A 15,158-nucleotide genomic window follows, 5' to 3' on the forward strand; every position below is an offset into this window, starting at 1 on the left:
GAATGACTTTGAGTATGGTCGTACCAAAACAAAAAAACCGGGGCTGTTTACGTCACCCCGGTTTTTTATTACGTTCAAAAAAGCTTAAAAGCTAAATCAGGCTTTTTTAGCTTTTGCTGCTGCTTTCACGATAACCGCGAAAGCATCTGCTTTCAGTGATGCACCACCAACCAGTGCGCCATCGATATCAGGCTGGGTGAACAGCTCTGCTGCGTTTTTATCGTTAACAGAACCGCCGTACTGGATGATAACTTGTGCTGCAACTGCGGCATCTTGTTTGGCGATATGGTCACGGATGAATTTATGAACTGCCTGAGCCTGTGCCGGAGTGGCTGATTTGCCAGTACCGATTGCCCAAATTGGTTCATAAGCAATAACTGCGCCTTCGAACGCTTTTACGCCCAAAGTAGTCAGCACGGCATCCAGTTGCTTGGCACAGACAGATTCAGTTTGGCCCGCTTCGTTTTCTGCTTCGGATTCACCGATACATAACACAGGGATCAGACCGGCTTCTTTCAGAACGCCAAATTTCTTCGCGATGAATTCATCACTTTCTTTGTGATAAGTACGGCGCTCAGAGTGACCGATGATGATGTACTGTGCACCGACATCTTTCAGCATGTCAGCAGAGGTTTCACCGGTAAATGCGCCGGACAGGTTCACATCAACATTCTGTGCACCCAGAGCAATACGGCTACCTGCCAACTCATGCTTAGCTTGATTCAGATAGATAGTCGGTGGGGCAATAGCAACACCACAACCGTCAACGGTGCTCAGTTCTTTACGCAGGCCAGCGATAAGCTCTTTGACCATGTTAGTGCTACCGTTCAGCTTCCAGTTACCCATAACTAATGGATGACGCATGTTTCTTCCTCCAACAAGGGGACGCGAGGGTCAATAATAATGACTGCCCGACAGGCAGTTTACCTGTCCAACAGTATAGAGATGATTGGTGGCAATGGCTTTGCTTTTCGTCATTAATTGCGGCAAGACTATGCTTCAGATAGTGACAGCTTAATCGGTTCAACAGCGAAAGTTAGCCCTTTTTCACCGTTGTCCGCTACTACATAGCGAATTGCGCCAACCGGATGGGCATAGAAAGGCAAACCTTTACCTTGCGCCAACAGTTGCTGCACATTATCAAGGCTTTGTTGGCGCGTGAGAGTGGGCTCAAACTGGCGCATCAGGGCCGCCATATAATTGACCGCCACCAGCCGGGCCGCTTTCTCTTCACCGCCTTTTATCGGCAAATAGGTAATTTGTAAGGTTTTAATCTTACCGGTCCCTTTCTCCAGCGCGGTGGAAGCATAGAGGTTCTCATTAATCTTACTGGCCGCCCGAGTCAGCGGGGGCAGATCATCTTTGATGGTAATAGCATGAAACTCACTGAGAGGCAGCGTTGGATTCGCGCGGTTATAACTTTCACGGAATTTGACCAGTGTTAAATCAAAGGTTGGTGCACCTGAAAGTAGATAAGGCGCAGTCGGCTGAGTCTCTTCTGTGGGCTGACCACTGTCGTCTGCGGGGTCGGCATGAGCGCGGCTAACTGTTGCTATTAGCAGCAGCATTGCCAGTATTGCGACTCTCTCTTTTCTCATGACTTAGGCCGTCGTTAGAAGTGTGTGTAGGGGATTAAAGCGGTAATTGAGGGTGATTGTCAAAATTCACTGCAAAGATTATAGGTTAGTTGCAGCATTGGGTTACTCTATCGAGTCTAGATCAACTGTAAATTATATCAGGTAAATGGATCGGGTTATTGATGACAATACAGCAGTGGTGTTTCTCGTTTAAAGGCCGTATCGGGCGGCGGGACTTTTGGATCTGGATTGGTTTGTGGCTGTTGGCAATGCTGGTTATCTTTACGCTGGCAGGAAAGGATTGGTTGCCAATTCAGACTGCGGCTTTTGCGATTGTTTTCTTGCTGTGGCCAACGGCGGCAGTGGTGGTTAAGCGGTTGCATGACCGTAATAAAGCGGGCTGGTGGGCATTTTTGGTGGTACTGGCCTGGATGCTGATGGCCGGTAACTGGCAGATGTTGGCACCGCTCTGGCAGTGGGGCGTCGGGCGTTTCATCCCCACGCTTATTATTGTCATGATGTTTATCGATTGCGGTGCGTTCCTCGGTACCGAGGGGGATAATCGTTTTGGCCCCGAAGCGGTGCCCGTGAAATATTTAGCGGAGAAAGTGCAGTAACACCGGCACCTTGCTATCTAAAGTGAACCAAGGGAAATATGCCAACCCTTGGTTCACTGTTTATTACCAATATTGCTCGCTGGTCATATGCCCCGGTTTACGGCGCAGATGTTTGCGCATCTCGCGCTGCTCTTTCAGCAATTGTTGAGTATCTCGCACCATCTGAGGGTTACCACAGAGCATCACATGGCTGTCTTGAGCATCAATTTTCAGGCCGACAGCTGCTTCCAGTGAGCCGTTCTCAATCAATGCTGGCACTCTGCCTGTTAATGAACCGGGTGATTCCTCACGGCTCACAACGGTTTGGATTTGCAACTTGCCGTTGTAACGCTGCTCAAGTTGTTGCATTAGCGGCAGATAACTGAGATCACGGGCGAAACGTGCCGCATGAACCAACACCAAATTTTTGAAGCGCTCTAAATCACGCCCTTCCTGTAAAATTGACAGATAGGGGCCAATTGCGGTGCCAGTAGCCAGCATCCATAAGGTATCGCAATCGGGGATCTCTTCTAGAACAAAGAAGCCCGCCGCTTGCTTGGTCACCATCACTTCGCCACCCACCGCCAGTTGGTCAAGCCGTGGGCTGAGTTTGCCTTCTGGTACCGTGACCAGATAGAACTCCAGATTGTCGTCACTTGGCGCATTGACGTACGAATATGCCCGTTGTACTCGCTCGCCATTAATATCTAACGCCAGCTTGGCAAATTGACCGGCAGTAAAGGGGTCAATTGGCGCATGGACCCGAATACTAAACAAAGAGTCTGTCCAGTGTTCGATGTGAGTAATCTTGCCACTAACCCATTCAGCCATAATTCTTTTCCCGTCATATGCTTATCTGAAGTGATGCCTAAAGCGATGGCGATATTTTATGGCATCTGACTGAAAAGTATTATCGATTAAATGTTATGCGCCGTTTTATTCACAGAAGAATGCTAACCCCCCGCTAACATGGACAGTTTACTTTACGGTAGCGGTGTTTTTATCTGCCAGTTGGCTATTTGGCAATATGTCATGCTGGCTCGCTATAATTTCTAGATTTGTTAGCTTATGCGCCAATAGTGAGGTGTGTCACTTTTTCAATATCGGTGTGGCACGTAGTCCGGCTAATAGATTAGTTAAGACAATGAGAAAAATAGAGAATTTCCACCTGCTGGTTATGTTGATTCTACTGGTTGCTGTTGGTCAGATGGCGCAAACCATCTATGTGCCTGTTATCTCAGATATCGCCCGCGATTTATCGGTTCGCACCGGTATAGTACAGCGCGTGATGGCAGCGTATTTGTTGACCTATGGTTTTTCACAATTGATTTATGGCCCGCTATCAGACCGAGTTGGCCGTCGTCCGGTGATTCTGGCCGGTATGATGATATTCATGTTGGGGGCGCTTGGCGCCTGGCTGGCAGATAGCCTGACCATGTTGGTCGCTGCCAGCGCTTTGCAGGGGATGGGGACGGGTGTTGCGGGTGTGATGGCGCGTACCATGCCACGGGATTTGTATGCGGGTACGGCGCTACGCTACGCCAACAGTATGTTGAATATGGGTATTTTAGTTAGCCCATTGATGGCACCGGTTATCGGCGGAGTGTTGGCCAGTTTATTTGGCTGGCGCGCTTGTTATGCGTTCCTGCTATTTCTGTGCGGTGGGGTGGCGTTTTGTATGTTCCGCTGGTTACCAGAAACTCGGCCACAGCAAACTGAAAAGCGGCGAATGTTAGCCAGCTTCCGCCTGTTACTCTCTGATCGCGCCTTTAGCTGTTATTTAATCATGTTGATTGGGGCTTTGGCCGGGATTGCCGTATTTGAAGCCAGTGCCGGTGTGTTGATGGGGGGAGTGTTAGGGCTGAGCGGTATGATGGTCAGTATTCTCTTTATTCTGCCGATCCCCGCCGCATTTTTCGGTGCATGGTACGCCGGGCGAGAGAGTAAAACCTTTCACAGCCTGATGTGGCATTCGGTTATCAGTTGCCTGCTGGCTGGGTTGATGATGTGGATCCCTGGTTGGTTTGGCATCATGAATATCTGGACGTTGGTAATACCAGCAGCATTGTTCTTCTTTGGGGCTGGGATGCTGTTCCCGCTGGCTACCACGGGTGCCATGGAGCCGTTCCCTTATCTGGCTGGTGCAGCAGGTGCGTTAGTGGGGGGATTGCAGAATGTGGGGTCAGGATTGGCAACCTGGTTATCCGCTATGCTGCCACAAACGGGGCAATTTAGTTTGGGGCTGCTGATGTTTGCCATGGCAATTTTGATTTTGCTGTGCTGGTGGCCGTTATCTCATCGAATGCAACCACAAGAGCATCATGCTTAATGAGGTTGATAAAAACGGGTACCGGTTTAATGGGATACCCGTTTTATGCTCTGATAAAAGAGAGCTAGAAAAGGTTCATTGGGTGGCTTACAACAAGAACTCATGTAATGCTGGATCTTTGCGATCGAGGAAATGAGTCGAACGGATGCGGCGGATAGTGCGGGATTTGCCCCGGATCAGCAGTGTCTCGGTGGTCGCCATGTTCCCTTTACGATAAATCCCTTCCAGTAAGTCGCCTTTGGTAATACCGGTTGCAGAGAAAATTACATTGTCATTACGGGCCATATCGCCCAATAACAGCACGTTACCTGCTTCAATCCCCATGGCTTTGCAACGCATCAGTTCTTGTTCACCAATACGGCGGTTATCTTCGTTATCGCCCTTAACGTGATGGCGTGGCAACAAGCGGCCTTGCATATCGCCATCCAATGCACGGATCACCGCAGCAGAAATGACGCCCTCAGGCGCACCACCGATGCAGTACATCACATCGACTTCGCTTTCTGGCATGCAGGTCAAAATGGATGCTGCGACGTCGCCATCTGGAATGGCGAACACTTTCACCCCAAGTTGCTGCATTTCAGCGATGATACCGTCATGGCGCGGTTTGGCTAGTGTGATAACGGTTAGCTCGGTCAGTGGCTTATTGAGTTTGATGGCGATATTGCGCAGATTAACTTCCAGCGGTAGGTTAAGGTCGATAGCCCCTTTGGCTCCTGGCCCCACCACCAGTTTTTCCATGTACATATCCGGCGCATGTAAAAATGTACCTTTATCTCCCACCGCCAGCACTGCCAGCGCATTCGCTTGGCCCATGGCTGTCATCCGGGTGCCTTCAATCGGGTCCACTGCGATATCAACTGCATCACCCTGACCGGTCCCCACGTTTTCGCCGATATACAGCATCGGGGCTTCATCGATTTCACCCTCACCGATAACAATCTGCCCATCAATATCGACCTGATTGAGCATAATGCGCATGGCATGTACGGCAGCACCGTCAGCGGCATTCTTATCGCCCCGACCCAGCCACTTATAGCCTGCCAGCGCGGCGGCTTCAGTAACTCGGGAAAACTCGATGGCTAGTTCACGTTTCATGGTTAGACCTGTATCCCCGTCATACGTCAAGCTGCATGTGCGTTGGCTATGCTCGTTACTCGGCCCGTCCGAGGCCGCTGCAAGCAGATTTGTCACCCCAGTCACCTGCTTAATGTAAGCGCCTGTGGCTTTTCTCGCCTGCCGCTTTCCTGCAACTCGAATTATTTAGGGTAATAAAAGAAGAATGTAAGCAGGAATTCTACCACCTTTGCGAAGTAAAGCCGTAAGGGTGTCTTTTGGCTGGATGAGATTTTTCACAATAAAAAGGCACCATCAGGGATGATGGCGCCTATGATTTACAAACAACAGTGTAAAACAAGCGGGCTGTTATTCTTCGTGCTCTTCCCATGCCTGAGCACGCGCCACAGCTTTCTTCCAGCCACGGTAACGGACATCACGTTCGGTGGTTTCAATCCCCGGACGGAATTCGCGCTCAATCGTTGCTTTGCTCTTCACTTCATCCAGATCAGTCCAGAAGCCAGTCGCAAGGCCTGCCAGGAACGCAGCGCCGAGAGCGGTACTTTCACGAACGGCAGGGCGCTCAACACGGGTACCCAGAATATCGGCCTGGAACTGCATCAGGAAGTTATTCGCCACCGCACCACCGTCCACACGCAGTGATTTCAGGCGTTCCCCGGCATCTGCCTGCATCGCATCCAGTACATCACGCGTCTGGTAAGCGATCGATTCAAGTGTTGCACGGATAATATGGTTGCTATTAACACCACGTGTCAGACCAAAGATAGCACCACGGGCATACGGGTCCCAATAAGGGGCACCAAGGCCGGTGAAGGCTGGCACTACGTATACGCCGTTGCTGTCTTTCACTTTAGTTGCGAAATATTCGGAGTCGGTAGCATCGCTAATCAGTTTCAGCTCATCGCGCAACCACTGGATAGATGCACCGCCAATAAATACCGCGCCTTCCAGTGCATAGTTAACTTCACCACGTGGGCCACAGGCAATCGTAGTGAGCAGGCCATGGGTAGACTGAACGGCTTCTGTACCGGTATTCATCAACAGGAAACAGCCGGTTCCGTAGGTGTTTTTCGCCATGCCCGGTTGTACACAAAGCTGGCCGAACAGGGCCGCTTGCTGATCACCGGCAATACCCGCGATAGGAATACGGGTTCCGCCTTTACCACCAATGTTAGTTTGGCCATAAATTTCTGAGGATGGACGGACTTCAGGCAGCATAGCGCGCGGAATATTCAGCGCTTTCAGCATGCGTTCATCCCACTCTTTAGTGCGGATATTAAACATCATGGTACGTGATGCGTTAGTGTAATCCGTAACGTGTACGCGGCCTTGGGTCATGTTCCACACCAGCCAGGTATCTACCGTACCAAACAGTAACTCACCGCGTTCAGCACGCTCACGGGCACCCTCGACGTTATCAAGGATCCATTTCACTTTGGTGCCGGAGAAGTAAGGGTCGACTACCAAGCCAGTGTTGTAACGGATGTACTCTTCCAGCCCTTCTTTTTTCAGTTTTTCGCAGATATCAGCAGTACGGCGGCATTGCCAAACAATGGCGTTATACACTGGTTTCCCAGTCGCTTTATCCCAAACAATGGTCGTTTCACGTTGGTTGGTAATACCGATACCAGCGATTTCATCAGAACTGATACCGGCTTTCGCTAACACTTCAACCAGTGTTGAGCTTTGCGTAGCCCAGATTTCCATTGGGTCATGCTCAACCCAACCGGCTTTCGGGTAAATTTGAGTGAATTCGCGCTGAGAAACACTCACGATATTGGCATCATGATCCAGCACCACGGCTCTGGAACTGGTAGTTCCCTGATCAAGCGCGACAATGTATTTTTTTTGAGTAGTATTTTCAGTTGTCATAGTTAGCCTACTTTTAAGTTGCCGTAAATCTATTGGGTAGTATCTATTATTTATGCTTTACGTTCTGTGGTCGTTACCGTGGTTTCTTCATCATCAACCACACACACATCGCACGGTAAATGGCGGCCAATCAGGGCGCGATAACCGAAAGCACCGAGTAATGCACCAACGATAGGCCCGAAGATAGGGACCAGGAAGTAAGGAATATCACGCCCGCCAGTGAAGGCAATTTCGCCCCAACCTGCCAGATAAGCAAATGCCTTTGGACCAAAGTCACGCGCCGGATTCAATGCAAACCCAGTCAATGGGCCCATGGATGCACCGATAACGGCAATCAAGATACCAATCAGTAGAGGTGCCAGTGGGCCGCGTGGAATACCGTTACCGTCATCGGTCAGGGCCAGAATCAAGCACATCAAAATGGCAGTAATCACTGTTTCAACCAGGAAGGCCTGGAACACAGAAATATGTGGATTCGGGTAAGTGGAGAAGATTCCGGCCAGATTCAGGCTCTCGGCGCTACCGCGAACAATATGTTGCGTTTGTTCTAAATCGACAAACAGGTTGTAATAGAGGCCGTACACTAAAGCGGCAGCGCAAAATGCGCCGGCAATCTGCGCCACAATGTAAGGGATAACTTTACGGCGATCGAAACAAGCGAATAACCACAATGCAATGGTTACGGCCGGATTAAGATGTGCACCTGAGATTGCGGCTGTTAAGTAGATTGCCATGGCAACACCCAGGCCCCAAATGATACTGATTTCCCACTGCCCAAAACTGGCCCCAGCCAACTTCAATGCAGCAACGCAGCCTACACCAAAAAAGATTAGCAGACCGGTACCGAGAAATTCAGCGATACACTGGCCTTTCAACGTCGAACTAGCGGTTTGGCTCATAATAGATGTCCTACAGACAGAGATTTATAGGGTTTTCTTATTTTTGCCCTTCGAACAGCGAAGGGAGTGATGTAAATTTATCGTTAACGAGCACAAACGAGAAATAGCGAAATCAAAATGTGTGTGGTGCGTCATAAAAATGAGCGATTTCGCGTTATTCACGGCTGTTAAGGGACTTTGAAAGTGTGACCAGACCAGCGGTTTCACAACCAGTTGTTAAAGGCATGTATAACATTACAGAATGGGTAATAGCGGTTTTTCGGTTTTTGCTGATAGTTACTGACACGAAATTGCTACAGAGTGTGGTTTGTACCGGTATGGCGCTAGACAGGGGGGGGCTGGCTACATACAATCGGTTTATCAAGAGCATCGTTTTTATTAAGCTGCGTTGCCTTTGCGGAGGAACGCGTTAGAACATAGCGCTTGTTACATTAGTTTAATGGATATATAGCGCGATAAGTATTCACAGCAGTTTCATCTGCCGAGTGTTAGCTCTGTAGATACGGTTACTTAGTTAATACGGCGACGTCGGCTAAGAATGATGACTGCGACCAAAAGATGTACGCCTTGCTACCATAAGGGGACCGAAGAATGTCATTTGAAGTATTTGAGAAATTGGAAGTTAAAGTTCAGCAGGCGATTGATACCATCACTTTGCTACAGATGGAAATTGAAGAGCTGAAAGAGAAAAATAACACCCTGTCCCAAGAAGTTCAGGATGCTGCTGGTGGCCGTGAAGCCTTAGTGCGCGAAAATGAGCAGCTAAAGCAAGAGCAGCATGTTTGGCAGGATCGCCTGCGGGCACTGTTGGGAAAGATGGAAGAAGTCTAAGTATTGACTGGCTTAACGCAACTGTAATCGGTTGTTGATGGCCCTGAGTCACGTAGCTACTTCAAATGCTAAGTAGTAAAAAGGGCGATATCAGTATCGCCCTTTTTTGCGAGGATCAGCGGAATGTCATTCAATATCCAGCGGCTCTTCTGACAAGATAATTCCAGTGTTATCTGCGTACAAATGGTCACCTGAGAAGAACGTTACACCGCCAAAATTCACACGGATGTCGCTCTCACCAATGCCTTCATCTGCCGCACCTACCGGAATGGCGGCCATAGCCTGAATACCGATATCTAACTCCGCGAGATCGTCAACCTGACGCACGGCACCGTAAACCACAATGCCTTCCCACTCGTTTTTCAATGCCAATTCGGCTAGCTCAGCATCGATTAATGCACGGCGCACTGAGCCACCGCCATCAACGACCAGAACACGGCCTAGACCATTTTCTTCAAGCTGGTCGAACAACAAGCCATTATCTTCGAAACATTTTACAGTAGTAATCTTGCCACCAAATGAAGTGCGCCCACCAAAATTGGAGAACAGTGGTTCTACCACATTTACCTCTTCATGATAGATGTCACAGAGTTCGGAAGTATCATATTTCATAGGATTAACGTCTGGTTGCGGCTGGGAGATTAAGTATATCTCTTTCTGGCTACTGTTGGCAAAATCATCAATTGTTAAATTTATCCGGGCTGACCTTTATGGCGCATGGCCCGGATAGGGTTTGAATAACAAACGGCGGGGATTAACTGAATACCAAACCGACAGCAAACAGAACGTTGGTCAGCAGTGCGGCTTTAACCATATGCTCAAGCATTGGGCGCATACCCGCAGCGGTAGGCTCACGCAGTACAAACAGTGCATGTTTGACCAGTAACGGAACGGCCAGAATAAAGATCCAACCGGCCCAGCTATGTAAATTCTGAAGTGTGAATAATGCCAGACACAAAATTGCTGCCGCGATTAATGCCGCATGATAATAACGTGCGACTACTGGCCCCAAACGCACTGCTAAGGTATTTTTGCCATTAGCTGCGTCGTTTTCAATATCGCGCAAATTATTAATATTCAAAACGGCCGTTGCCAGCAAACCGCAGGCCGTGGCGGGTAACATCACGATAGTGTCAAAGTGCCCAGCCTGAAGGTAGTAAGTCCCCGCGACACTCAGCCAACCGAAGAAGACCAATACTGAAATATCACCCAGCCCCATATAACCGTAGGGTTTGCTACCGACGGTATAGGTAATGGCTGCCATAATTGCCATTAACCCAAGTAATAAAAAGCCTAAAACATCGCTGGGTTTTTCACAGGCGACGGCGATGAGCGCGATACCGGAAACAATCGTCAGAATAACGGTGATAATCAGCGCCACTTTCATCTGCTGGCGGGTAATCATCCCTTTTTGCATCCCGCGCAATGGCCCGATACGCTCTTCAGTATCACTGCCCTTGATGGCATCACCGTAATCATTAGCCAGATTAGATAGAATTTGTAGCAGGCCGGCAGTTAATAAGGCGAGGAGTGCTACGGCAGGTTTAAAGCTATCGAGCCAGACAGCAAGGGCTGAACCGGTAACGATAGAGGCAAAGGCCAGCGGCAGGGTTCGTGGTCGCAGGCTTTCCAGCCAAGCCTGGGTCTGGCTGGTGTTGGTTGATAGGCTCATGTTTCGCTTCATTTTATTATATTAGGAGTCTGGTCCGCCCACATCGGCGTGTTAAACGCATTATGTCTGTCAAAAAATAAAACAACAGTGGGAGGCGATGCCTCCCACTCGATATTGTCCTGGCGGACCATTTTATCCAGCATAAGCCTATAAAGCGAATTATAGGATAAAACGACTCAGATCTTCGTCTGCGACCAGTTCATCAAGATGCTTACCAACATATTCAGCATCAATAGTGATGGATTGACCATTACTTTCGCTAGCGTCATAGGAGATATCTTCCATCAAACGCTCCAGTACGGTATGCAAACGGCGTGCACCGATATTTTCGGTACGCTCGTTAACCTGCCATGCTGCCTCAGCAATTTTGCGAATACCTTCAGGGGTAAACGCAACGGTAACACCTTCCGTTGCCATCAGCGCTTTGTACTGCTCGGTTAACGAGGCACTTGGCTCAGTCAGAATACGCTCGAAATCATCGGTGGTTAGCGCCTGCAGTTCAACGCGGATTGGCAAGCGACCTTGCAATTCCGGGATAAGATCTGACGGGCTGGACACCTGGAATGCGCCGGAAGCAATAAACAAGATATGGTCAGTTTTTACCATGCCGTGTTTAGTTGATACGGTGCAACCTTCTACCAATGGCAGCAAGTCACGCTGCACCCCTTCACGGGACACATCCGGGCCTGACGTTTGGCCGCGTTTACAGATTTTATCGATCTCATCGATAAACACGATCCCGTGTTGCTCAACAGCATCAATCGCCTGCTGTTTCAGCTCTTCTGGATTGACCAGTTTTGCGCCTTCTTCCTCAATCAGCAGTTTGAATGCGTCTTTGATTTTGACTTTACGCGGTTTTTGTTTTTGGCCGGCGATGTTCTGGAACATAGACTGTAACTGGTTAGTCATCTCTTCCATGCCAGGAGGTGCCATAATTTCAACCCCCATCGGCGAAGCAGCCAAATCGATTTCAATCTCTTTGTCGTCCAGTTGCCCTTCACGCAATTTCTTGCGGAAAGCCTGACGGGTGGCGGATGGTTCTTGTGTTTCATCCGGCTGGCCCCAGTTATTCTTGGCCGGTGGAATCAACACGTCCAAAATGCGTTCTTCGGCTAATTCTTCAGCCCGGTAACGCATTTTCTCAATTGATTGATGACGCACCATTTTCACAGCCGCATCGGTCAGATCGCGGATAATAGAATCCACTTCCTTACCAACATAGCCCACTTCGGTGAACTTAGTCGCTTCAACTTTGATAAATGGCGCATTGGCCAATTTTGCCAGGCGGCGGGCAATTTCAGTTTTACCCACACCCGTTGGGCCGATCATCAGAATGTTTTTAGGGGTAACTTCGTGGCGCAACTCTTCATTGAGCTGCATACGACGCCAGCGGTTACGCAGGGCAATTGCCACCGCACGTTTAGCTTTATCCTGGCCGATGATATAGCTATCAAGTTCGCTGACGATTTCGCGTGGGGTCATTTCAGACATGTCACTCTATCCTTACGCTTTATACGTTAATTCTTCGATGGTTTGGAAGCGGTTGGTATAGATACAGATATCCCCCGCAATGCTCAGAGATTTCTCAACGATATCTTTGGCACTTAATTCAGTATTGTCTAACAGCGCGCGCGCAGCAGATTGGGCATAAGGCCCACCGGAACCGATAGCAATCAGATCATCTTCTGGTTGAACCACATCGCCGTTGCCGGTAATGATGAGTGATGCTGTTTCATCCGCAACAGCCAGTAGTGCTTCAAGCTTGCGTAACATACGATCAGTACGCCAGTCTTTGGCTAACTCAACAGCCGCTTTAGTCAGGTGGCCTTGATGCATCTCCAGTTTGCGCTCAAACAGCTCAAACAGCGTGAAGGCATCAGCAGTACCGCCCGCAAAGCCCGCAATAACTTTATTGTTATAAAGCCGGCGTACTTTTTTGGCATTACCCTTCATTACGGTATTACCCAGAGTGACCTGGCCATCACCACCAATAACGACATGACCATTACGACGTACACTTACAATTGTTGTCACGAGCGGACCCTCGTTGCAGACTGAATGAGTCCCCGTACTGCCTGTCAAAAAACAGCACGGGGTATATTGAGATTATAAATGGGGGAGGATTACGACTTTTCAACCCCCAACAGCGAGGGGAATGCATCCTGATTGACCAGCGCCTTTCAAACGTTGCAAGGTAGTATCAGCGGCTGCCTTGGTACTGTAAGGGCCAAGAACCACTCGATTCCAACCGCCACCGCTGGTAATGCGGCTTTCGATCCCGCCAAATGCCAATTGGGCGCGGATAGATTCGGCCTGATCGATGGCTTTGAATGAACCACACTGCACCATCCAACGTTGTGCCTTCTCTTTTTCTTTCTCTTTCTCTTTTTCCGGTTTTGGCTGCGTAACTGCCGGTGTTACCTGAGCCGCCACTTGTGGTGCACGCTGTGGTGTTGCCACAGGTGATTGTACCTGCGTTTGTTGCTGTACCGGTGCGGTGGTCTGGCGCGGCGGCGTTAATGGCTGCTGTTGCAGGGGCGTGACCGGTGGTTTGATGGTCACAGCAGAGCGTGGCACCGGCATCCCTTGGTTATACGGTACCTCTGACAACTGTGTTGGTTGCTGGCGCATATCTGCCTGCATCTGCTCAAGCAGTTGGCGCTGCTCATTCGTCAGTTGTGTCTGGGAATTAACCTCACCACCGGCAGAAGGCTCTGTTGGTGTCGGTACGCCAATCTGGCGATTTTCCAGCTCTTTAATATAGCGCCAGCGCTCTTCCGGTTTGGGCGGTAACCCATTGCCGGTACGAGGATCATGGCTGGGTAATAACGGAAGCTCACCCGGCTTATTGTGGGTGATGAAATAGAGGCCACCAACAAATACCACTAATAGCGCGACGGCCAGCGCCACCACGGTTTTAGATATTGCTGGAGCACTGCGTTTTTTCCGGCTGGTGCTTTTGCGCCGCGCTCCTGCGCGCCCTCGGCTTACATAATCTCTTTGTGCCACTATCGTTTCGCTGCGTCTTGATGATGGAATAAGTCCGTCATGTTACTGAACCCCTGAATATTTGCCTAGCGTTTAGGCGCAGCAGTACTTTCCCTGACAATTAACTCGGTGTCTAACAAGCGGGAGCCACTTTGTACTGAATGCCCTTGTAGCTGTTCAAGTAATAGTAACATGGCTTGCTGGCCAATTTGATAACGCGGTTGAGCCACGGTGGTCAATGGGGGATCACAATACTGTGACAACTTCAGGTCGTCAAAGCCTACCAGCGAGACATCCTGCGGGATGTTTAGCCCCATTCTCTTTGCCTGCCACATCGCCCCTATCGCCATCACATCATTGTGACAAAATATTGCTGTTGGGGGATGAGGCAATGCCATCAGCACCGCAAAGGTTTCTGCGCCCGCTTCATAGCTAAAGTCCCCGCGCATAATATAGTCACTGTCGACGGCGATACCATTACGACGTAGTGCCTGAATATAACCCTGTAGCCGATAGTGGCTCAGCGGCAAACTCTCTGGCCCGGCAACACAGGCAATGCGCTGGTGCCCCAATTCATGCAGATAATTAACTGCTTCATAGGCGGCGGTCAGGTTATCGATATGTACCGTCGGCAGTTCCAGTTCAGGTGCAAACTCGTTCGCCATCACCATCGGTGGCAAATTACGCTGCTCTTCTTTGCTGGCATCAAAAGGCAGATTGGAACCTAGCAACAACATGCCATCAATTTGCTTGGTAATTATCAGATTAACAAAGCTACGCTCTTGCTGGGTTTGTTGTGCGCAATCGCCAATCAATATCAGATAACCTTGCTGGGCTGCCGCGTACTCAATCCCTTGAATGATATCAGCAAAAAACGGGTCACTGATATCCGGTACAATAACCAGAATTGTGCGCGATTCATTCCGTTTAATATTACGAGACAAAGCATGAGGAGAATAACCCACCGCCAGAACAGCTTGTTCCACTTTTTGCCGGGTTACTGTTGAAACCTTTTCCGGGTTCATCAGTGCGCGTGACACCGTCGCAGTTGAAACACCCGCCATTTCGGCAACGTCTTTCATGGTAGCCATCGTGAATTCTTTCTTATGTTCCAACGCCTTTCTCCTTGCTCTGGCTCCGAGCCAGCACTGATGCTTAATGCAGGCTTTCCGTCATTCTATACAGATAGTGAGGGTAATTTGTTACCTAATTTGCATAAAAAGTGTGACATAAGTAGGTTTTTTCGCACTGGCTCGCAGAAAGCGGGGTAATCGATTGCCTTGTGGCACAGATCAAACAATAAATTACCTAAATAAA

At 49.3% G+C, this 15,158-nt stretch carries 15 protein-coding genes; 3 read left to right on the forward strand and 12 right to left on the reverse strand.

Going from position 1 to position 15,158, the window contains the following annotated elements:
* Positions 1-96: 96 nt before the first annotated feature.
* Positions 97-864: a triose-phosphate isomerase gene (gene tpiA, locus A6J67_RS03865; RefSeq protein WP_032907519.1), complete on the reverse strand. Its 768-nt coding sequence runs from the start codon at positions 862-864 to the stop codon at positions 97-99.
* A gap of 128 nt (positions 865-992) precedes the next feature.
* Entirely contained in the window at positions 993-1,598 is a 606-nt protein-coding gene (locus A6J67_RS03870) for a DUF1454 family protein (RefSeq protein ID WP_005190551.1), read from the reverse strand.
* Positions 1,599-1,759: 161 nt separating this feature from the next.
* Between A6J67_RS03870 and A6J67_RS03875 the strand changes: the two genes are divergently transcribed.
* Positions 1,760-2,194, forward strand: coding sequence for a DUF805 domain-containing protein (locus A6J67_RS03875; RefSeq protein ID WP_042568903.1), 435 nt, complete (start codon positions 1,760-1,762; stop codon positions 2,192-2,194).
* Between the two features lie 63 nt (positions 2,195-2,257).
* On the opposite strand, the gene fpr is transcribed toward A6J67_RS03875, so the two are convergent.
* Entirely contained in the window at positions 2,258-3,004 is a 747-nt protein-coding gene (gene fpr / locus A6J67_RS03880; RefSeq protein ID WP_005190546.1) for a ferredoxin--NADP(+) reductase, read from the reverse strand.
* Positions 3,005-3,317: 313 nt separating this feature from the next.
* On the opposite strand from fpr, the gene emrD reads away from it, so the two are divergent.
* Positions 3,318-4,502, forward strand: coding sequence for a multidrug efflux MFS transporter EmrD (gene emrD / locus A6J67_RS03885; protein ID WP_050135038.1), 1,185 nt, complete (start codon positions 3,318-3,320; stop codon positions 4,500-4,502).
* An 87-nt stretch (positions 4,503-4,589) separates the two neighbouring features.
* Here the strand turns inward: emrD and glpX are convergent, their stop codons facing one another.
* The 3 genes from glpX to A6J67_RS03900 form a co-directional block, all read right to left on the reverse strand.
* Positions 4,590-5,600, reverse strand: a complete 1,011-nt coding sequence (glpX, locus tag A6J67_RS03890; protein WP_005190535.1) for a class II fructose-bisphosphatase — start codon at positions 5,598-5,600, stop codon at positions 4,590-4,592.
* A gap of 327 nt (positions 5,601-5,927) precedes the next feature.
* Positions 5,928-7,451 (reverse strand): glycerol kinase GlpK, encoded by a 1,524-nt coding sequence (glpK, locus tag A6J67_RS03895; protein ID WP_005190533.1) that lies wholly within the window; start codon positions 7,449-7,451, stop codon positions 5,928-5,930.
* A 50-nt stretch (positions 7,452-7,501) separates the two neighbouring features.
* The gene (locus tag A6J67_RS03900) at positions 7,502-8,350 is read right to left on the reverse strand and encodes an MIP/aquaporin family protein (RefSeq protein WP_005190531.1); all 849 of its coding nucleotides are present in this window, start codon (positions 8,348-8,350) and stop codon (positions 7,502-7,504) included.
* Between the two features lie 591 nt (positions 8,351-8,941).
* On the opposite strand from A6J67_RS03900, the gene zapB reads away from it, so the two are divergent.
* Complete coding sequence (gene zapB / locus A6J67_RS03915; protein WP_004704796.1) at positions 8,942-9,181, forward strand: septal ring assembly protein ZapB; 240 nt, start codon at positions 8,942-8,944, stop codon at positions 9,179-9,181.
* Between the two features lie 126 nt (positions 9,182-9,307).
* On the opposite strand, the gene rraA is transcribed toward zapB, so the two are convergent.
* The 6 genes from rraA to cytR all read right to left on the reverse strand — a co-directional run bounded on the left by rraA (position 9,308) and on the right by cytR (position 14,956).
* A complete protein-coding gene (rraA, locus tag A6J67_RS03920) occupies positions 9,308-9,793 on the reverse strand; it encodes a ribonuclease E activity regulator RraA (RefSeq protein ID WP_005190527.1) in 486 nt (161 codons plus the stop codon).
* A 142-nt stretch (positions 9,794-9,935) separates the two neighbouring features.
* On the reverse strand, positions 9,936-10,853 hold the full coding sequence (locus A6J67_RS03925; protein WP_050087146.1) for a 1,4-dihydroxy-2-naphthoate polyprenyltransferase: 918 nt from the start codon (positions 10,851-10,853) through the stop codon (positions 9,936-9,938).
* Between the two features lie 159 nt (positions 10,854-11,012).
* Positions 11,013-12,344, reverse strand: coding sequence for an HslU--HslV peptidase ATPase subunit (gene hslU, locus A6J67_RS03930; protein ID WP_005190520.1), 1,332 nt, complete (start codon positions 12,342-12,344; stop codon positions 11,013-11,015).
* Positions 12,345-12,356: 12 nt separating this feature from the next.
* Positions 12,357-12,887 (reverse strand): ATP-dependent protease subunit HslV, encoded by a 531-nt coding sequence (hslV, locus tag A6J67_RS03935; protein WP_005190517.1) that lies wholly within the window; start codon positions 12,885-12,887, stop codon positions 12,357-12,359.
* A gap of 99 nt (positions 12,888-12,986) precedes the next feature.
* The gene (ftsN, locus tag A6J67_RS03940) at positions 12,987-13,862 is read right to left on the reverse strand and encodes a cell division protein FtsN (RefSeq protein WP_050089549.1); all 876 of its coding nucleotides are present in this window, start codon (positions 13,860-13,862) and stop codon (positions 12,987-12,989) included.
* Between the two features lie 65 nt (positions 13,863-13,927).
* Positions 13,928-14,956: a DNA-binding transcriptional regulator CytR gene (gene cytR / locus A6J67_RS03945; RefSeq protein WP_032907512.1), complete on the reverse strand. Its 1,029-nt coding sequence runs from the start codon at positions 14,954-14,956 to the stop codon at positions 13,928-13,930.
* Positions 14,957-15,158: the final 202 nt, after the last annotated feature.

The organism is Yersinia sp. FDAARGOS_228 (assembly GCF_002073315.2).
Lineage (GTDB): Bacteria > Pseudomonadota > Gammaproteobacteria > Enterobacterales > Enterobacteriaceae > Yersinia > Yersinia intermedia.